The sequence below is a fragment of the Micromonospora sp. NBC_00858 genome, assembly GCF_045207365.1.
Lineage (GTDB): Bacteria > Actinomycetota > Actinomycetes > Mycobacteriales > Micromonosporaceae > Micromonospora.
On record NZ_CP108828.1, the window covers coordinates 2,228,312 to 2,247,372 of the forward strand.

At 69.1% G+C, this 19,061-nt stretch carries 15 protein-coding genes and 1 pseudogene; 11 read left to right on the forward strand and 5 right to left on the reverse strand.

Annotated elements, in window-relative coordinates; translation table 11 throughout:
• The first annotated feature begins 62 nt into the window (after window positions 1-62).
• Genes OG990_RS10495 through OG990_RS10530 form a run of 8 tightly spaced genes read left to right on the forward strand, consistent with a single transcriptional unit; the run spans window position 63 to window position 8,447 of the window.
• Window positions 63-1,103: an ABC transporter substrate-binding protein gene (locus tag OG990_RS10495; RefSeq protein WP_406080123.1), complete on the forward strand. Its 1,041-nt coding sequence runs from the start codon at window positions 63-65 to the stop codon at window positions 1,101-1,103.
• A gap of 20 nt (window positions 1,104-1,123) precedes the next feature.
• Entirely contained in the window at window positions 1,124-2,845 is a 1,722-nt protein-coding gene (locus tag OG990_RS10500; protein WP_406081713.1) for a CocE/NonD family hydrolase, read from the forward strand.
• Between the two features lie 2 nt (window positions 2,846-2,847).
• Complete coding sequence (locus OG990_RS10505; protein WP_406080125.1) at window positions 2,848-3,816, forward strand: amidohydrolase family protein; 969 nt, start codon at window positions 2,848-2,850, stop codon at window positions 3,814-3,816.
• 12 nt (window positions 3,817-3,828) lie between these two features.
• Window positions 3,829-4,506 (forward strand): cysteine hydrolase family protein, encoded by a 678-nt coding sequence (locus OG990_RS10510; RefSeq protein WP_406080126.1) that lies wholly within the window; start codon window positions 3,829-3,831, stop codon window positions 4,504-4,506.
• Entirely contained in the window at window positions 4,503-5,243 is a 741-nt protein-coding gene (locus OG990_RS10515; RefSeq protein WP_406080127.1) for an SDR family NAD(P)-dependent oxidoreductase, read from the forward strand. The genes OG990_RS10510 and OG990_RS10515 overlap by 4 nt, the downstream gene beginning before the upstream one ends.
• Window positions 5,243-6,424 (forward strand): M20 family metallopeptidase, encoded by a 1,182-nt coding sequence (locus tag OG990_RS10520; RefSeq protein WP_406080128.1) that lies wholly within the window; start codon window positions 5,243-5,245, stop codon window positions 6,422-6,424. Before OG990_RS10515 ends, OG990_RS10520 begins: the two co-directional genes overlap by 1 nt.
• Window positions 6,421-7,263 (forward strand): alpha/beta hydrolase family protein, encoded by an 843-nt coding sequence (locus OG990_RS10525; protein WP_406080130.1) that lies wholly within the window; start codon window positions 6,421-6,423, stop codon window positions 7,261-7,263. The genes OG990_RS10520 and OG990_RS10525 overlap by 4 nt, the downstream gene beginning before the upstream one ends.
• Entirely contained in the window at window positions 7,260-8,447 is a 1,188-nt protein-coding gene (locus OG990_RS10530) for a dipeptidase (protein ID WP_406080132.1), read from the forward strand. Before OG990_RS10525 ends, OG990_RS10530 begins: the two co-directional genes overlap by 4 nt.
• A 662-nt stretch (window positions 8,448-9,109) precedes the next feature.
• Here the strand turns inward: OG990_RS10530 and OG990_RS10535 are convergent.
• Window positions 9,110-9,484, reverse strand: a complete 375-nt coding sequence (locus OG990_RS10535; protein WP_406080133.1) for a GIY-YIG nuclease family protein — start codon at window positions 9,482-9,484, stop codon at window positions 9,110-9,112.
• On the reverse strand, window positions 9,481-9,714 hold the full coding sequence (locus OG990_RS10540) for a hypothetical protein (protein ID WP_406080135.1): 234 nt from the start codon (window positions 9,712-9,714) through the stop codon (window positions 9,481-9,483). The genes OG990_RS10535 and OG990_RS10540 overlap by 4 nt, the downstream gene beginning before the upstream one ends.
• Window positions 9,715-10,262: 548 nt before the next feature.
• Here OG990_RS10540 and OG990_RS10545 point away from each other — a divergent pair.
• The gene (locus OG990_RS10545; protein WP_406080137.1) at window positions 10,263-11,330 is read left to right on the forward strand and encodes an ATP-dependent DNA ligase; all 1,068 of its coding nucleotides are present in this window, start codon (window positions 10,263-10,265) and stop codon (window positions 11,328-11,330) included.
• Between the two features lie 314 nt (window positions 11,331-11,644).
• Here the strand turns inward: OG990_RS10545 and OG990_RS10550 are convergent, their stop codons facing one another.
• Complete coding sequence (locus OG990_RS10550; RefSeq protein WP_406080138.1) at window positions 11,645-13,174, reverse strand: DUF4041 domain-containing protein; 1,530 nt, start codon at window positions 13,172-13,174, stop codon at window positions 11,645-11,647.
• Between the two features lie 284 nt (window positions 13,175-13,458).
• Between OG990_RS10550 and OG990_RS10555 the strand changes: the two genes are divergently transcribed.
• On the forward strand, window positions 13,459-13,665 hold the full coding sequence (locus OG990_RS10555) for a hypothetical protein (protein WP_406080140.1): 207 nt from the start codon (window positions 13,459-13,461) through the stop codon (window positions 13,663-13,665).
• A pseudogene (gene dcd / locus OG990_RS10560) lies at window positions 13,662-14,103 on the forward strand (dCTP deaminase); the annotation flags it as partial. The gene OG990_RS10555 and the pseudogene dcd, both read left to right, overlap by 4 nt.
• A 432-nt stretch (window positions 14,104-14,535) precedes the next feature.
• On the opposite strand, the gene OG990_RS10565 reads toward dcd, so the two are convergent.
• Both OG990_RS10565 and OG990_RS10570 read right to left on the reverse strand, forming a co-directional pair.
• Window positions 14,536-18,063, reverse strand: coding sequence for a DEAD/DEAH box helicase (locus OG990_RS10565; protein ID WP_406080141.1), 3,528 nt, complete (start codon window positions 18,061-18,063; stop codon window positions 14,536-14,538).
• A complete protein-coding gene (locus OG990_RS10570; RefSeq protein ID WP_406080143.1) occupies window positions 18,048-18,899 on the reverse strand; it encodes a hypothetical protein in 852 nt (283 codons plus the stop codon). Before OG990_RS10570 ends, OG990_RS10565 begins: the two co-directional genes overlap by 16 nt.
• Between the last annotated feature and the right edge of the window lie 162 nt (window positions 18,900-19,061).

A 19,061-nucleotide genomic window follows, 5' to 3' on the forward strand; every position in this document is an offset into this window, starting at 1 on the left:
GCGCCGTACGCCTTCAAGCCCCAACGCCCTCAAACAGACCTGTCAAGAAGGGCAGTCCCCTCATGCGAACCTTCCGCACCATCGCCGCCGTTGCGGCGGCCGCGCTCGCGCTGAGCAGCATCAGCGCCTGCGGCGGCAATGACGAGACGTCGTCGACCGGCTCCGCACCGGGCGGCCGCACCACTGTCAAGGTCGGCCTGAGCGCCATCAACGCATCCCACCTGTGGGTCGCCGTGGCCCGCGACGAGAAGCTGTTCGACCAGTTCAACATCGACTTCGAGCCGGTGGTGTTCCAGGGCGGCGCGGCCCAGGTGCTGCCGTCGGTGCTGGGCGGCTCCACCCAGTTCGGCATCGCCAGCGCGCAGCAGACGATGATCGCGTACCAGAAGGACCCCTCGCTGACCATGGTCCTGAACCCGATGAACGGCAGCCCGCTGAGCGTCGTGGCCCGCTCGGGGATCAACTCGGTCGCCGACCTCAAGGGCAAGACGATCAGCGTCAACTCGGCCGGCTCCAGCGAGGACTACCACTCGGCGACGGCGTTCCTGGAGGCCAACAACATCGGCCTGGACGAGGTCAAGTTCGTCACCGGCGGCGCGACCAGCGCCCGGGTCAGCGCGCTGATCTCCGGCGCGGTCGACGTGGTGCTCTGCTCGCCACCGGACGTCGACCGGATCACCGCCACCGGCGCCAAGGTGATCGGCGCGGCCAACACGGTGCCCGAGCTGCAGAAGGCGGCGTCATACGTGGTGGTCGGCAAGCGGGACTGGCTGGACGCGAACAAGGACGCGGCCGACCGGTTCGCCAAGGGCTACAAGGCGACCCAGGACTTCATGCACGACCCAGCGAACAAGGAGGCGGTGTCAACGGTGATCGCCAAGCAACTGAAGGTGGACAAGGCGGCCGCGGACAAGGCCTGGGACTACTGGGTCAACGACTTCGCCAAGGATGCCGACCGGAGCGGCGCGATCCACGAGGAGAACCTGGCGCAGACGCTGCAGAACGCGCAGGACGACCAGATCAAGGATCTGGCCGGCTTCGCCGCGGCGGACCTGTCCAAGCTCTACGACAACCAGTACGCCCAGGCGTCGGCGAGCAGTTGAGGAGGACGAGGGTGGACAGCATGAAGACCGTCGTGCAGGACGGGATGCGAATCAGCTTCGACGTACCGATCGAGATGGACGACGGTCTGGTGCTCTACGCCGACGTCTTCGCGCCGGTGGCCGAGGGCCACTATCCGGTCCTGATGACGATGGGGCCGTACGCCAAGGGTCTGGCCTTCCAGGAGGGCTGGAAGTTCAACTGGGACAAGTTGGTCAGGGACTGGCCGGAGGTGGCCGAGGGCACGTCGAACAAGTACGCCAACTGGGAGACGGTGGACCCGGAGAAGTGGGTGCCGGACGGATATGTCTGCGTCCGGGTGGACTCCCGCGGTGCCGGCCGCTCTCCCGGCGTGCTGGACCCGTGGTCGCCGCGAGAGACGCGGGACTTCTACGAGTGCATCGAGTGGGCGGGCGTGCAGCCCTGGTCGAACGGCAAGGTAGGGCTCAGCGGCATCTCGTACTACGCGATGAATCAGTGGCACGTGGCCGCGCTCCAGCCGCCGCACCTGACCGCGATGCTGGTGCAGGAGGGCGCCGCCGATTTCTACCGGGAGTTCACTCGGCACGGCGGCATCCTGAGCCGCTTCCTCGGTGGCTGGTTCCAGGGCCTGATCAAGCAGGTGCAGTACGGCTTGGGCGAGAACGGCACGGTGAGCCGGGTGACCGGTGACCTGATCGCCGGCTCGGAAACGCTTCCCGCCGAGGAACTCGAGAAGAACCGGGTCGACCCGTACGAGACGGCGCTCGAGCACCCGCTGCTGGACTCCTTCTCCACCGACCGGACGGCTGAGCTGTCCAAGGTGGTCACGCCGTTCCTGTCCTGCGGCAACTGGGGCGGGCAGGGCCTGCACCCGCGTGGCAACATCGAGGGCTATCTGGGCGCCGCGTCGCCGCAGAAGTGGCTGGAGATGCACGGCGACACGCACTCGTCCGGGTTCTACACCGACTACGGCGTCGCCCTGCAGAAGCGGTTCTTCGGGCACTTCCTCAAGGGCGAGGACACCGGGTGGGAGAAGCAGCCACCGGTGGCACTGCGGGTGCGGCATCCCGGCGAGGTCTTCGTCGACCGCGGTGAGCAGGAATGGCCGCTGGCCCGGACCCGGTGGACGAAGTTGTACCTCAACGCCGGGGACCGCAGCCTGGGTGGCGAGTTCACGCCCGGTGACGCCGTCGCGTACGAGACGACCGGTGACGGAATCACCTTCCTGAGCGCGCCGCTGGCCGACCAGACCGAGATCACCGGTCCGGTGGCGGCCAAGGTGTTCCTCTCCTCGGACACCGCCGACGCCGACGTCTTCGCCTGCCTCCAGGTCTTCGACCCGGACGGCAACGAGATAGCCTTCCAGGGCTCGAACGACCCGAAGACCCCGATCGGGCTGGGCTGGCTGCGCGCTTCGCACCGCAAGCTCGATCCGGAGCGCACGCATCCCTACCGGCCCTTCCACAGCCACGACGAGGCGCAGCCACTGACCCCGGGCGAACCGGTGGAACTGGACATCGAGATCTGGCCGACCTGCCTGGTGATCCCGGCCGGCTGCCGGATCGGCCTGATGCTGCGGGGCCGGGACTACGACAACGGCGCCGAGCCGACGCCGGGCGCCCGGTATCCGCTGCGCGGCATCGGCCCGTTCCGCCACGACGACGAACGGGACCGCCCGCCGGCCGTCTTCGGCGGGACCAACACCCTGCACTTCGGCACCGGGCAGGAGTCCTATCTGCTGCTCCCGGTCATCCCGGCCTAGCCATGATCGTTGACCTGCACAGTCACTACTTCCCGCCGTCGGCCACGGGACCGGGCTCGCCGGTGTCGTCGGATCCGGCCGCGGCGGGAGAAGTGGTCCTGCACGTGTCCGGGCACAGGGTCCGGGTGCCCGAGGCGCTGCTGGATGCCGGGCAGCAGGTCGCCGACGCGAAGCGGCAGGGTCTGGACCGCCGGATCCTGCTCGCTCCGCCGTTCACCGTCCTCTACGAGTTGCCGCCGGACGCGGGGGTGGACTGGTCGCGCCGGGTCAACGACGGCATGGCGGCGGCCATGCACGCCCACCCGGACCATCTGATCGGGTTCGCCGTGGTGCCGCTGCAAGCAGGTGGCGACGTGGCCGCCGCGGAACTGGAGCACGCCGTACGCGGTCTGGGCCTGGCCGGCGTCGAGGTGCTCACCAGCGTCGCCGGCGCGCCGCTGGACACGCCGGACCTGGAACCGTTCTGGGCGGCCGCCGCCGACCTGGGCGTCCCGGTCTTCATCCACCCGCATTTCGTCTCCGGCGCTGACCGGATGTCCCGCTTCCACCTGCGCAACCTGGTGGGCAACCCGACCGAGACCGCGCTGACCGGCGCACAACTGCTCTTCGGTGGCCTGCTCGACCGGCACCCCGGGGTGACCGTGGTGCTGGCGCATGGCGGCGGGGCGCTGCCGCACCTCGTCGGTCGCCTGGAGCACGGCTACCGGCATCGGGCGGAGTTCGACGCGACGCCCGGCGGGCCGCGGGAGGGCCTGCGCCGGTTCCACTACGACTCGGTCGTGTTCGACCCGGCGGTGCTGCGGCACGTCGGCGAGATCGTCGGCTTCGACCGGCTCGTGGTGGGCAGCGACTACCCGTTCGACATGGCCGACGAGGACCCGGTGGCGTTCCTCGCGTCGGCGGACCTGTCAGGGCCCGTCACGAAGGCCATCCTGCACGCCGCCGACCGGGTGCTGCCCGGCGTGAACTGAGAGGAGCCGCACGTGGCACTACCGCCCGACGTGGCCGACCGCATCACCGCGCGTGACACCGCCCTGCTCGTCATCGACATGCAACGACGACACCTGGACGTCGACGGCGTCGGATACCACACGCTTCCACCGGATGCCGCCCGGGCGGTCACCGCCCGGACCGGAGAGGCCCTGACGGTGGCGCGCGCCGCCGGGATGCCGGTGGTGCACGTGGCGACCTGGAAGAAGGCGGCCGGGCTGGACGCACCGCGGCAGCACCGGAACCCGTTCATGGCCTGGCAGAACGGCAAACCGATCGTGGGCGCCGGCTTCCTGCGCCAGGACGGCAGGTGCGTCGAGGGCAGCCCGTACGCGGAGTTCATGCCGGCCACCGAGCCGCTGCCGGCCGAGCCGGTCATCGTGAAGTTCCGGTACAGCGGCTTCTATTCCACCGAGCTGGAACTGGTGCTGCGCGAGCTGGGCGTCCGCACCCTGGTGATCGCCGGGGTGAACACCAACAACTGCGTGCTGCACACCTCGTTCGACGCCCAGGCGCGGGACTTCGGCGTGGTGCTGCTCCAGGACTGCTGCGGCAGCATGAACGGCGACGAGTTCCACCGGATGGGCCTGCGCCAGATCGAGGCGTCGGTGGGCTGGTTGAGCACCGTGGACGAGCTGGCTGGCCTGCTCAAGGCGGAGGCGCTGCGGTGAGCGGCCTGCTGGCGGGCCGTACGGCGCTGGTCACCGGCGCGGGCAAGGGTTTCGGCAAGGCGATCGCCGCCGCGTTTCTGGACGAGGGCGCTGCGGTGGTGCTGCATCACCACAGCAGCCCGGTGGACGACCTGACGGGCAAGTACCCGGACCGGGCCACGGCGCTGCGGGCCGACCTAACCGACGGCGCCGCGGCGCGGCGGCTGGCGGCCTCGGCGGCGGCCGCGTACGGCTCGGTCGACATCCTGGTCAACAACGCCGGCGTGATGGCGGTCGGCCCGTTCACCGACTCCACCGAGGAGCAGTGGGCGAGCGACATCGGCCTCAACATCTGGGCGCCGCTGCGGGTCACCCACGCGGTGCTGCCGGGGATGATCGCGCAGGGCCACGGCAAGATCATCAACGTGTCTTCGCAGCTCGCCCTGCGCCCCTGGGACCGCGGCGCCGTCTACGCGGGCACCAAGGGATTCCTGCTGAGCTGGACCAAGTCACTGGCCGCCGAGGCCGGACCGCACGGCATCACGGTCAATGCCATCGGGCCCGGCTCGATCGTCACGGACATGAACAAGGACATCTTCCCGGACGAGGCGGCCGAGCAGGCCAAGGCGGCCGAGTTGCCGCTGCGGCGGATGGGCCGACCCGCCGACGTGGCCGGGGTGGCGGTGTTCCTGGCGTCGGCGATGAGTGACTTCATGACCGGGCAGATGCTCGGCGTCAACGGCGGGAGCCAGATGTGATGACGGATCTGCCGGGCACCGATCGCGCCGCCGAAGCCGACCTGGGCAAGGCCCTGCGGTGGCTGGTGGAGAACACTGATGCGCTACTGGCCGACCTCGAGACCTACGTCCGCCTGGAAACGCCCAGCGACAGCAAGCCCCACCTGGACAGAGGGCTGGACTGGCTCACCGGTCTACTGACCGCCACCCTCGGCGATCCGGAGTCGATGACCCGGCACGACGGTGGCACGTACGGCGACACCCTGGTCGCCGACTTCTCCGGCCTCGGATCGCGGCGCCTGCTGCTGCTCTGCCACTACGATACGGTGTGGAAAGCGGGGACCCTCGCCGAGTGGCCATACGCGGTGACAGGGCCGGCCGCCACCGGCCCCGGCATCTTCGACATGAAGACAGGCCTGATCCTGGGCCTCTGGGCGATCCGGGCACTGGACGCGGTCGGCCTCACCCGCCCGCCGCTGCGGATCGTGCTCAACGGCGACGAGGAACTGGGCAGCATCTCGTCCCGGCCTACGGTGGAGGCCGCCGCCGATGGGGTGACCGCCGCGCTGGTGCTGGAGCCGGGCGTGGACGGCGCGGTCAAGACCGCCCGCAAAGGCGTCGGCATCTTCCGGATCGAGGTGGACGGCGTGGAGTCCCACGCCGGCCTGGACCCGGAGCGCGGCGTCAGCGCCATCGACGAGGTCGCCCGGATCGTCCTGCACCTGCGGTCGTTGCAGGACCTGGACCGGGGCACCAGCCTCAACGTCGGCACGGTCACCGGCGGCTCGCGGACCAATGTGATCGCCGGGCAGGCCCGCGCGATGCTGGACGTCCGGGTGACCACGCCCGCCGAGGCGGCCCGGATCGAGGCCGCGGTGACCGCGCTGACCCCGGCGCACGAGAAGCTGACGATCCGGGTGACCGGCGGCTGGAACCGCCCGCCGATGCCCCGGACACCGGGCATCGCGGCGATGTACGGCCTGGCCCGCACGATCGCCGCCGGGCTCGGCGAGGACCTCCGGGAGTGCGCGGCGGGCGGCGGCAGCGATGCGAATTTCCTGGCTGCGCTGGAGTTGCCGGTGCTGGACGGGATCGGCGCGGTCGGCGACGGCGCGCACGCCCGCGGCGAGCACATCCTGATCGAGCCGACGGTCGCCCGCGCCGCTCTGGTGGCCGGCCTGATCCACGTGTTCGCGCTGTGACCGGGATCCGGGAGGTGCTGCGCGGCGAACTGGTGTCGATCGCGACCGATACCGCCCCGCTGGACGGCATCCTGTACGAGCCGGACGGTGGCGCCACCGCGGGCGCGGTGATCCTCTTCCACGGCAACACGATGAACTTCTACGTGGGGCCGCCCCGGTTCCTGCCGCCCGCGCTGGTCGCGATGGGCTTCGCGTGTCTGGCCTTCAATCGCCGCGCGCACGACGTGCTCAGCGTTCGCGGCGACAAGGGACGGATGGAGGGCGGCGCCTTCCAGACCACCGCGCAGGCGCTGGCCGACCACGCGACCGCCGCCGACTGGCTGGCCGCGCGCGGGTATCCGGCGCCGGTGGTGATCGGACACAGCAACGGCGGCATGATGGCCGCGCCGCACGTCGCCGCCCGTCCGCAGACCCCGGCGCTGGTGCTGCTCTCGGCCGGTGCGGGTGGGCCGGCACGCACCCAGCGGGAGGGGCTGCTGGCCGGGCCCCGGCTGCCCGAGGTGCGGGCGCGGGCCGAGGCGATGGTGGCGGCCGGGCGCGGCGACGAACTGATGCTGCTGCCCGGCTGGTGGTACGTGATCACCGCGCGCAGCTTCCTGGACCGGATCACCACCGTGCCCGACATCCTGGCGTACGCGCCGCGGATCACCTGCCCGGCGTTGTACGTTCGCGGCGACGCCGAGTCCGAGGCGACCTTTCCCGGCGAGAAGTTCCGGCAGCTGGCCGGGGGGCCGTGCGAGTCGGTGGTGGTGCCGGACTGCGACCACTTCTACAACGGACGAGAGGCCGAGGTGACCATGATCGTGGCCGACTTCCTGCGCCGCCGGGTGGTGTCATGAGCTACGAAGGCTACCGGGCTTTCTCCTACCTGCGGCCCGGCGTGGACTACCGGGAGATCGAACTGGCCCCGACGTTCGGGCGGATGCCGCCGTACGACCTGGGCCTCGACCCGCGGCAGGCGGAACGCGCCGCACGGTTGCTGCGCGACAACATCGTGATCAGCCTGCACGAGCACCCGCAGAATTTCCCCGCCGACATGACCCGGCTGGGCGAGTACAACCGAGCGGGGCGGCAGTTCACCAGCTACGAGGGTCTGGCCGCGTCGGGGCTCACCGCGGTTTTCGACAACATGATGAACGGCACCGGATGCGTCATCAGCCACACCGGGTGGAGCTGGGAGGACACCATCTATGACATCGGGATGCGGCTGGCCGACCTGGCCAAGCAGTCGTACGCCCATGTCGTGCACGACCTGGCCGACATCGAGCGGGCGCACCGGGACGGGACGATCGGCATCGTCCTGTCGCTGGAAGCGGCCACCCCGATCGAGAACCAGGTGGACCGCATCGACATCCTGTACGGCCTGGGCATCCGGCAGATGGGGATCGCCTACTCGGAGGCGAACGCCCTCGGCGGCGGCCTCAAGGAGCGTAACGACGGTGGGCTGACCGCGTTCGGCCGCCGGGCGGTGGAGCGGATGAACCGTCTCGGCATCGCGATCGACATCTCGCACTCCGGCGACCGCACCTGCCTGGACACCATCACCGAGTCGTCCGCACCGGTGCTGATCACGCACGCCGGCGCCCGCAGCGTCTGGCCCACCTCCCGCATGAAGCCGGACGAGGTGCTGGTCGCCTGCGCCGAGCGCGGAGGGCTGATCGGCATCGAGGCCGCGCCGCACACCACCATCTCGCCGGACCACCCGCGGCACGACATCGACTCGGTGATGGACCACTTCCGGTACTGCGTCGACCTGATGGGGATCGAACACGTCACGTTCGGGCCGGACACCCTCTACGGTGACCACGTCGCGCTGCACCGGGAGCTGGCGAAGTCGCCTGGCTTCTCTGACCCGCCGCTGGTGGCGCCGTTCGAACCAGTGGAATATGTGGCCGGCGTGGAGAACCCCACCGAGGGCCTGGCCAACATCATCGGCTGGCTGGTTCGTCAGGGGTACTCCGACGCCGACATCCAGGCCGTCACCGGCGGCAACATCTTGCGGGTGCTCAAGCAGATCTGGTGACCGCGGCGCCGGGCGCGTACCACCCAGGGCAGCAGTACCCGGTCAAAACGCCTAACCGGCGACGGCGGGGCTACCGTCAGCGCCTCCACGTCGCCGTTCGGGGCGTCCGCCGCACCCGGCGTGGGGTGGCAGGACCGCGCCCTGTGATGCACCGAGTGCCGATCCGGTCGCGATCCGCGAGTCGCCAGAGGTAGTTGGTGCTGGGGGCCGACCGCACGCGCTACCGACGCCGCGAGGCATTGCGTGCGTCATGACACGCTGGGCTGTATCCAGGCCGCCACCGCGCCCGTCCCTGACAGCCATCATCCACCTCGACGAGTAACCGCGGCCGCCGGCTGCCACGTCACGCCGACCGGCAGGTCTCTCGGACTGCCGACGGGGACCGTGGCGGACGTCCTGGTCTTCCCGTCGACGCTGACTGCGTAGCTGACCGGCACACCTGAGTCGGAGCCCTCCAGAAACCACCCGCCCGTCGGAAAGACTAATCCGCCTCACGTCCGACGCCAGCACTGGCCTTCGATGGCTGATAATACTGCGTTATCGTGAATGAGCGACGTACCGCCCAGCGACACGCCGCCGGCGCCCGCTGAGACCTCTCGCCTGGATGTCAGTGGATTTCTCAGTCACCGAGGAGCCGGACTACGTCGCGTTCGAGCTGTCGGTCACAGGTAGCACTCCTCGTTGCACAGAGTGTTGATGTACTCGTACAGCTCGTCAGTCCAGTGGAACCATTCGCCGCGTGCGTGCAGGTGACGGAAGCGGCGCTGCAGGTCGGCTTCGATGGCACGGCGCCGGTCGGTGTCGGGTTCGTAAATGGCGTGCGCCAGATGCAGGTAGGCCGGGTTGCCGGTCTGGAGCTGAGCGAGGCGGCGGCGGACATCGGAGGCGTGTCCGATCTTGACCAGGTCGGGGAACTCAACGATGAAGTAGACCCCAGGGCCGTGGTGCGGCTCGTCGGGGGGCATACCGGCTTCGATCATCGCGTCCTTGGGGCTACCCCAGCAGTCACCGCCGGTCAGCCGGCCAATCCTGCTCACGGCTCCTCCCGCCGGGTACAGGTGCCGGCCGAGGCGGCGGCGCGGCGGGCGTTGAGGACCTGGAGAAACTCGTCGCCGGCCTGCTGCTTGGTGGTGCCGTTGCGGATCAGCCAGGAGCGGGCCTGTTCTCCGGTGAAGCTTGCCGGGCGGGCCGCAGCCCATGCGGTGGCATCAAGGACGAGCACCGGCGCGCTCGGCGGTGGGACGGTCAACGGGATGGGAGTGGTCATGACCAACCGTTGTACTCCTCACCCGCCACGTCGGGATCGCTCAGGGACCGCCGGCCGCCACCGAGATCCGGCGCGGCGAGCGTGAGCCGCAAGAACCGGCCGGCCTCAACCAGACCCTCGCCGCCGTCTGGCACGGCAGCATCTTCACCACCGCGATGCTTGCCCCGGCTGCGGCCGAGGGCACACTCGAACTCGAGTTCGCGGTCCTCGCCACCAGGTCCCCCGGCTGGAACTCCGGCTGGCGGCTCTCTGAACGATAGGAGATCAGCAGTGCCGCGTTACAACATCCCCCAGCCCGACTACATCGCCAACCTCAACGCGGCCCTGGAGTAACCCGCCGCGCGGTGCCCACCTCGAAGACGATCAGACCCGGCGGCCCGGCTGGCTCGGCCTGGCCCTCCCGCGCTTCGAGGTCGTCCGCGCCGCGATCCTCTACCCGCCGCGTTCGAGGCGCCACCGGGCATTCGTCCTCGTTGATCTTCGCCCTTACCGGCTCTCCCCTCCCCCACCATGACGAAGGTGAGGCATGTTCACGGCCGGCCCGGGCGGTGAGTCCGGCACGGCGCCGGGCCAGCGCGGCGGCTGAACCGGCGCTGCGCCGGCCGGTAGCGCCGATGCTCGCCGCGCCGGTAGACGCCGTGCCGGACGCTCCGGGCCTGGTCCACGAGCCGAAGTGGGACGGGTGGAGGTGCCTCGCCTTCCGCGAGGCTGACGGCGTCTACCTGCAATCGAGGGCCGGTCGGAACCTCACCACCTACTTCCCGGACATCACCCGGGCCGTCCGGATGCTCCCGCCCGGCGTAGTGCTCGATGGTGAGCTGATCGTGTGGCAGCGCGGCCGCACGAACTTCGCGCTGCTCCAGCGGCGGGTCACCGCCGGCCGCGGGCTGCTCAGCCTCGTCCACGAGTGCCCCGCCCACTACGTGCTGTTCGATCTCCTGGCCGACGCCGGCGGCGAGGTGATCCTGGACCTGCCCCTGGCGGAGCGGCGGGCCCGGCTCGAGCGGCTGCTCGTCGACGCGCCGGCGCAGCTCACCCTGACCCCGCAGACGACCGACACGCAGCAGGTCTCGGACTGGCTGGTGAACTGGACCGTCGCGGCTGGCATCGAGGGCGTGGTCACCAAGCGGCTGGGCTCCAGGTACGAGCCGGGCCGGCGCGGCTGGTGGAAGTTCCGGACCAGGCTCGCGACCGAGGCGATCGTCGGCGGGGTGACCGGCAGCATCCGCAACCCCGTCACCGTGCTGCTCGGGCGGTTCGATCGGAGGGGGCGGCTGCGGTACACCGGTCGAACCCATCCGCTGACCGGCGCCCAGTGGGAGCAGCTCGCCGGGATGCTGTCTCCGCTGCACCCTCTGCAGCACCGGCGCGCCGCCGTGGTGCACCCGTGGCCGGAGCCGCTGCCGGCGTCCTGGTCGGGGCAGCTGGAACGGCCGGAGCCGCTGCGGTACGTGCAGGTGGAGCCGACGGTGGTGGCGGAGATCGACGCCGACGTCGCGTTCGAGCACGGGCGCTGGCGGCATCGGGTGCGGTACGCGCGGCCGCGGCCGGACATGTCGGTGTACGACGTGCCGCTGCTGCTCGGGGAGGAGGAGGGCTACTTCGGGAAGCCGTAGAAACGCGCCTGCCCGCCAGCGCGCGGTCGGCGGGCAGGGCACGGGCGGCGGCTACTGGAGCCGGGCGTTGGCCTGTGCGGCGGCGGTCGACATCTCGAACACGACGACGCCCGGTCCCTCGCCGGCGGCGAGGGTGACGGCTCCTCCGCCTCTCCCCCGCCAGGCGTTCCCATGAGCACTCTGCAGCGGGCTGGCCCTCGGCCGCCAGGGTCTTGTCCGCTGGCGGCGCGGCGAGCAGCTGCTTTCGGTGCTGGTTGCCGTCGGTCATCCACCGCGCCGGCCCGCGCCTGGCGGGCCGGACGGAAGCTGGCCGGTCAGGCGTTGGGGCCGTCGCCAGCTGTCGTGCTGCTGGTGCTGCTCACCGGCTCCACCCGCGCGCTGGTGAGGCTCTGCCGGTACTCCAGGGCCTCAGGCACCTCGTCGTACTGCAGGAGGTTGCCGGTCAGCGCGAGCAGGTGCGTCTTGGTCTCCTGAGGGGTGACGTGGAAGAACTCGCGGCGCTGGTTGACGAGGTTCACGCGGCGGTCCGCCAGGCGGGTGTGCATCTGGGTCTCGATGCCGACGGCGTCCTCGGAGAAGAACAGGGCATGCACGTCGAAGTTGAACGGCACCGAGGCGTCGCTGAGCTCCCGCACCCGGTCGAGCGGGTCGAGCCGCCGGGTCATGCCGATCTTCACCATGTCCTCGCCGAACGCCCCGATGTTGGAGATCACGTAGACGTACCCGGCGCGGACGTTCGCGGCCCGATAGTCCACGGCCTCCGCCGCCGCCTCGACCTCGGCGAGGCGTTCCTCCATCTGGGCCACGCCCTCGGCGTCACCCTTGGCCTGAAGGGCGGCGAGCGCGTTGACGTAGTGCTGCCGCTCCTTCTCCAGGCGCGCGCGCTCGCGCTCAATTTCCTGCTGGACCTTTCGCTCCTCGCGCAGGCGCGCCTTCTCCTCCCGCTCCCGCTCCTTTTCCTCGGCAACCTTCGCCAGGTAGTCCGCGGTGAGCGCGAGCTCCTTCTTGCGCAGGCGGTGGTACTCGTTGGCAATCCGGATGTCCATCGTCTTGCCCAGACGCGCGATCGTTTCCGCCACCTTGTTCAGGCGCTCAATGGCCGCGTCCAGCCTGTAGGGCCTGAGGCCGCGGACCAGGTTGTCGGCCTCGGCGTTGTAGGCGCGCAGGACGAGCTTCGAGTAGTCCCGGATCATGGCCCGTCCTTTGGCCTCCGAGCCGGAGACGGTCACGCGGGTGTCCGCCTGGACGGCGCCGCCGTCCTTCATGGCCATGGCCTTGATCCGGTCCTGGACGGTCGCGAGCTTGCCCTGGTAGGCGACGGCGTCGGTCAGCGGGTGCCGGTACTCGTACACCCCGACCTCCTGCAGCAGCACGGTCTCCTCGGTGACGACCACCTGCCGGCTCAGCGTGCCCAATCGCTGGTCGAGCTCGGCTGTCTGCTGCGTCAGCCGGTCGCGGTACTGCTCCAGCTCGATGGCGGCCATCTGCCCCAGCCGTTGCATCTCGGACTGCAGACGGCCGCGCTCGGCTCGCAGCTGGGTGACCTCGCCCTGGCGCTGGTCCAGCTGGCCCTGCAGCCTGGTTGCCTCGGCATGCCACGAATGGAGCTTGTCTCGCAGCTGCGCGTTCTCTGCGGCCAGCTCCCGCGCCTTGCCGCGGGCCCCGAGGAGCGGGATGTCCTCGTTGATCCAGAGCTGCCACCCAGGAGGCGGAGGGCCCCATGCCGGGTCCGGCGTCCAGCCAGCCGGGGGTGTCCAGCCGGCCGGGGCCGGGGGCCAGTTCGGCGGTGGGTTGTATCGCATCGTCATGGGGGTCGTGTGTCCTTTCCGGCTGCCGCACACCATTCAGCCACCGCGCCGGCGCGCTCGTGGCGGGACGGACGGAAGCGAACTGATCAAGCGTGGCGGCCTTCGATGAAGTGGTCAATCAGCCGCAGGTGCTTCGGGGTAAGGCCGACGTGCTGAGGCGGGCAGACCGTTAGCACCTTCCCCAGCGAGCGCAGTGGCGCGTCGCAGCCGCGCCACTCCACCCGCCAGCGCAGGGCGGGTGTCCCCGCTGCTCGGGACGTTGGGGTGCCGACCCGAGCGAGGCGACGTAAGCGTCCCCGCTCGGGAGGATCCGGCTCATCATGAAGACCCGTCCCGCCGCCGCGTCCGCGGCGCAGCTGTGCGCCAACTGCCTGGTCTTGGTCGGCCGGCACGGCGACACGTGGCGGCACACCGCGATCCTGGACCGCAGCCGGTACGAGGTGTGCGAAAGCCCTTCCCCCGGCTGGGCGGCGAAGGTGTACGAGGTGGAGCGCGGGCACGGGCAGCCGGTCGGGGGGTCGCGGTGAGTCTACTGTCGGATCGGGGCCTGTTCGCGGAGATCACCGCTGGCGGGCTGGCCCTGGACCCGTTCGAGCCGGAGCTCATCCAGCCCAGCTCGGTCGACGTGCGCCTGGACAACCGGTTCCGGGTCTTCAACAACCACCTGTACACGCACATCGACCCGTCGGTTCAGCAGGACTACCTGACGAGCGAGGTGGTGGTCCCGGAGGGGCAGCCGTTCGTGCTGCACCCCGGCGAGTTCGTGCTGGGGTCGACGCTCGAGGTGGTGTCGGTCAGTGACCGGGCTCGCCGCCAGGCTCGAAGGGAAGAGCAGCCTCGTCCGGCTGGGGCTCCTCACCCACTCGACCGCAGGGTGGATCGACCCGGGCTTCTCCGGCCACGTGACGCTCGATCTGTCGAACGTGGCGAACCTGCCGATCGTCCTGTGGCCGGGCATGAAGATCGTCGTCCTGTCGGACACCTTCAACCCGTGCTACGCCGGCGGCACTCGAGCGCCGCAGCTGCGCGCCGACGCGACTCGGGTCGGCAGCTCGAACATCAAGTTGTCCGTGGAACCTCTGCTGCCGGCGCGGGCTGTTCGCCCTCTCCCGCGCTCCGGGACCCCTCATGATCACCTCCGGACCGTGACCTCGGATCGACGGCCGCCGCACGTCACCGTCTCGTCGTCGTTGATCCATGGAGCACTTGGCACGGTGAATCCAGCACAACGCTGACAGTCACGCCGCCGCGCGGGACACCGAGTCTCCGCTGCGGCCGAGGCGGTTTTCGGGACCAGGCCAGCCCCGTGCAGGATGGCGCCCTTGGCGGCTCTCCACCGCGCCCGGGCCCCCACGCGGGGCTCCCACCCGGAGACCCCGAGGTCGTTCGTTGCACCGTCAGTCGGCGGTGTCTGGCGGCATGGCTGCGGTGATGGTCAGCTGTGTCGCGCCGTCGCTTTCTTCGATCGTCAGCACGATCTCGAGTCCGGTGTTCAGGATCGCATCGAGGTCGGCGTGGTCGTGCGGGGCCGTGGTTGCTACCACTTTTTCATCGGTATATACGCAGAGTGGTGCTGGCGATGGCTCGTCCCGCTTGGGCTCCAAGGTCAGCAAACCGCCAGTCGGTGCCACCGGGCCGGTCAGGTCCACGTGGACCTGACCCGATTCGAGCAGCGCCTTCAATAGGCTTCGTCGGCGTAAGCGGGTGAAGTCGAGCAGGTCGAGAAGTTCCGGAGCTGTGGCGGCATACGCGGATCGCCACTCGCCGACGCCTTGTCCTCCGAGCCAGGCTCGCAGATTCTCAACGGTTGGTTCGAAGTCGGCGGGGAGCTGTCGGCTGACGGCATGCGCCAGACGGCGGGATCGGACGCCCGACCGCATCAAAACGAGGGCGGCGGGGTCGCCGACGCCATACCGCACGTAGGCTCCCAGATCAGGACAGAGCCGCAGCTCGTTCTCCAACTCTGATAAGCGCAGGTTGGTCAGCTCGATGAGTGCTCCGAGGGTCCAGGCCAGGTAGTGCTCGAAGAGGGTCGTGACGGCGTCAACCATCTGCTCGATTCGCCAGGCAGGCTTCGGGGCCGCTGCGAGAAACTCCTCTGCCAGCCGCGGAAGTGACGCGCCCCCGAGCCATCGCGTGAGAAGGTCAGCGACCGCGACATCGATGGAGGCACCCTGCTTGCTTTGACGGAACCCCCACTTTGGCGCTTCGGAGAATTCAAGAAGCCGATCAATAAACGTCCGTAGCAGGCGCGCCACATACTTCGGTTCGGTGAGGTCGCCAAGTTTGTTCGCGTTTGAGAGTTCGACCAGCTGGTCAGCGAGGTTTCGACCTAGCCGGTCGAGCGTGCGCGCTGTTCTGACTGATGTTCCGGTTCGACGCCAGCGGGTGCGTGCTTGCGGATCTGTCCGTGCGTAGACGGCGCGGACGGATGCAGCGATGGATAGGCATCGTTGCCGGCTGGCGGGCGATTGGAGGGCGGCGAGCGTGGAGTTAACGATCACCGCGATGTCGAGATCGCTGGGATCGGTGCCTCGCTCCTCTTCAACGGCCAGGAACGTCCAGACAAAGCTGATGAAGTCGTCTACGACAGAGTGCGCTGACTCTGCGGAGGCGGGGGCCTCGAACAACGCGTCTTCGTTCGCCTGCTGAGCCTCCTCGAACTGGGCGAAGGCTTCCAGCGCCTCATCAGTGGTCATGCAGGATGTGACCGCGAGTTCGTCGGCGTCTGGATTGAGGTCGTGGAAGTCTTGCTCGGTCGGCTCTGCGGCTCGGACGAGGACGATCCAACCTTCGGTCTCTCTTCCCGCGCGGCCGGCTCGCCCCATGGCGTTGACCAGTCGGGCGCCGCGAAGGCGAGCGTCGGCCGGCTGATCAGCGTATTGCTGGTCGTAGATGATGACCGTTCGTACGGGTAGGTTCACGCCTTCGGTGAGCGTCGACGTGCAGGTCAAGAAAGGAAGCGTGTCGTCGCGGACGGCGTTTTCGATGGCTTCGAGGACCTCGATGGGAAGGCCGGCGTGGTGGAAGCCGACGCCGCGTCGCAGGACGTTGACGAGCGGGTGGTCGTCACCGAGTTGGAGTCGTACGAAGTCAACGAGGGGTGCGGCCGGTGGGTATTCACCACGGACGTCGGCGATGCCGCGAGCAAGGGTCTGGGCAAGGCTGCGCGTGTTCGCCACGATGAGGACGGAGCCCGCATGCCCTAAGGCCGTGATCATGTCGCTCGCAATGCGGTACTGCTGCGTTGATCGACTACCGTCTACCTGGAGTCCATACTGCCGCCGGGCGCTACTCGTCGACTTGCGGACCAGCTGCCATCCGGTGTCGTTCATGAAAAGTCGCGACGTATGGCCGTTGGCCATCCGGAGTCGGATGAGGCCGGTGACATCAGTGACGAGACGGTAGGGCCATGTCGTCGCGCGGGTGTTCTCCTCGACGCGCGTCGTGTCCCAGCGGGCCGTCGCCGTGAAGGCGGCGTGTAGGCGTCGGGGTCCTCGCCATTGAGATTCGTACCGCAGCGATTGGCCGTCCGGGCTGAGCCACTGCGCGACGGTGCCGGCGTTGCCCATGGCGGCCGAGATGAGGACGATACGGTGGTCGGTCTCTCGGGTGAGGTGGTCGAGGATGGCGATGTTGGACTCGAGGATGAATCCGCGGCCGCTCTCCTTGAGTAACTGAGCCTCGTCGAAGATGAACATGCCGAACCGGTTGAGGACTCCTGGTGCGTCGTGCCGAAGGAGGTGGGCGAGCCGTTCCGGCGTCATCACTTCGACTTCTGGGTCGTCGAGGTTCTCGATGGAGTCGAAAAGGTCCTCGATGGTCGGGAAGTCGGACGGTTCCGGTGGCGTCTCGCGCTCGAGCATGCGGAGGCGGTCGCCCATGGCGCGCCGCACCTCGCGGCCGAGGCTGCGGGTTGGCACGACGTAGCAGACGCTTGTAGCGGTTCGAGCGATGTGCTCAACGGAAAGGATCTGGCCCAGGAGGGTCTTGCCTCCGCTGGTCGGTACCGCCAGGACCATGCGTCGGACATCGGGGTCGAGCGGCGAGCGTGGGCCGGCGAGTAGGTCCCGTTGAGGTTCCCAAAGTGTGAGGACAGCGGGGCGGCCGAGTGTGAATGCCTGTCGGACGAGCTGCGGCACGTCCGGCGGCAGGAGACTCGGGTTCCACAGCGAGCCTGCTTCGGCCTCGTCGGAGAGGTTGAGGAGGTGAGCCGCAACCCAGCGGGCGTTGAGGTCGCCGGGCCCAGCCGCGCCGATGGCGACGCGGGTGAGCCGCTCACGTCCTCGCTGTAGGCGGCGGATGTTGCCGCGGGCGAAGAATGCGAGTAGGTCGTCGGCGCCCAGAACCGTGAGATGTGTCGGTCCGAAGACCGTCGTGGAGAGGTCGGGCAGCTCGGACGCGGTAGCGATCAGGTCGAGCTGACGACGCCAGGCGCCGAACCATTGGAACAGTGTTCTGGTTTCGAAGCCAAGAAAGGCTAGGCCTGCTTCGAGCGCGAGCGTGCCGACATGGTCGAGCAGGGGCGGCTCGGTGGCGATGTCATCGCGCAGCCTGTTCATGATCGCGGTGGCGTTGGGGTCCCGGCCACCGCGGCGATACCCGATAGCGGCGGCGAAGCCGAAGGAGAGGCGCTCAGTGTGGGACCAGTCGGGCTGGTTGAGCGCCAAGTCGAAGATATGAGCGCTGACCAGGAACGCCTGTCGCTGCCGCTGCGGGGTGTAGCGATCTCGCGCTTGAGCGACGGCCGCAATGCCGTGCAGGTACCACGCCGCGTCGAGGAGCTGGTCCGGCAACTCCGAAGTCTGCAGAAAGAGCTGCACCTCCATCTGCGCCATGAGCTGCTGAAGTTCGTCCGCGGTCGGCAGGTTGGTACGCCCGTCGAGGGCGGCGATCAAGAGTTCCAGGTCTAGAGCCCGCTCCACACGATCTCCCTTACGCGTAGTGCGAACTGCGGGAAGTCCGGTACGGCCACGACTATGCCTTCTGCTTGTCCGGGACCGCTAAAGGCGGGGAAAGCCTCGGCGATGGCGTCGAACGCCCCCGGGCCGGTCGGTGCGTGCTGTGAGGACGTTCCAACGGTGACACCCACGCCGGCGCGCTCGTCCTGGTCCAACCACAGCTCGACGAGCTCGGCGTAGAACGCGCCGAGCGGACCGCCCTGCGCGATGGTTTCGGGACCGGCCAGCTTGGCGAGGTACTCCTTGCCCCGGCTCACCAGCTGCTGACTCGCCCGTTTGATCGTCGCCGAGATGGCTTTCGTGTTGGCCTCGTGTTTCTTGATCTCCCAGAGGCGGAACACCAGGGTGTCGCTTTCGACCCGGTAGATGACGAGCCCGTCACCACCCGGCTCCAGGGGGTCCGGCTTAACCGAGTGGGCGTGAACGAGTTCGCGTCCGTCGGCGCAGATGCGGCGCTCGCGGACGAGCCGGTTCCAGAACAGCTCTGCGACGAGGCCCTGCAGGTGATTCTCGTTGGCCGGCTTGGCCGGCAGCCCGAATCCAATCCCCGCGTAGATCGCCACCGCCTCGGCACGCACGCCCGACTCCGCTGGGCCGCCGTCACGACGCTGCCGCCACCGCTCGAGTATGGGCGAAGCACCACAACGAATAGCCATGGCGTCCTCTGCCAGGAGCTGGGCAGCGGTCTCGCGATCGGGTCCGCCGACCGACAAGCCCAGGCCGCCCACGACATAAGCATCGGTCCCGCTCACAGCAAGGGCGAGAAGCTCCGTGAGCGGCGACGACACATCGTCCATCACCAGCGACCACTCCTCTCCGACGCATGTGGACAGCATTGTCACCCAAAGCGAAGAGACCTGCGTTCTGCTGGCATCGCTGAGGGAGCGGACAGATGTAGGCATACTGCTGGCATGCCTGATGGACTTCATGGTCCGAACGTCATCAGCGGAGGCGGGTCGGTT

Excerpts from the sequence above, each read along its gene's own strand:
- OG990_RS10495 (WP_406080123.1), top strand. The coding sequence starts at position 63 with ATGCGAACCTTCCGCACCATCGCCGCCGTTGCGGCGGCCGCGCTCGCG.
- OG990_RS10500 (WP_406081713.1), top strand. The coding sequence starts at position 1,124 with ATGAAGACCGTCGTGCAGGACGGGATGCGAATCAGCTTCGACGTACCG.
- OG990_RS10505 (WP_406080125.1), top strand. The coding sequence starts at position 2,848 with ATGATCGTTGACCTGCACAGTCACTACTTCCCGCCGTCGGCCACGGGA.
- OG990_RS10520 (WP_406080128.1), top strand. The coding sequence starts at position 5,243 with ATGACGGATCTGCCGGGCACCGATCGCGCCGCCGAAGCCGACCTGGGC.
- OG990_RS10530 (WP_406080132.1), top strand. The coding sequence starts at position 7,260 with ATGAGCTACGAAGGCTACCGGGCTTTCTCCTACCTGCGGCCCGGCGTG.
- OG990_RS10540 (WP_406080135.1), bottom strand. The coding sequence starts at position 9,714 with ATGACCACTCCCATCCCGTTGACCGTCCCACCGCCGAGCGCGCCGGTG.
- OG990_RS10550 (WP_406080138.1), bottom strand. The coding sequence starts at position 13,174 with ATGGTGTGCGGCAGCCGGAAAGGACACACGACCCCCATGACGATGCGA.
- OG990_RS10555 (WP_406080140.1), top strand. The coding sequence starts at position 13,459 with ATGAAGACCCGTCCCGCCGCCGCGTCCGCGGCGCAGCTGTGCGCCAAC.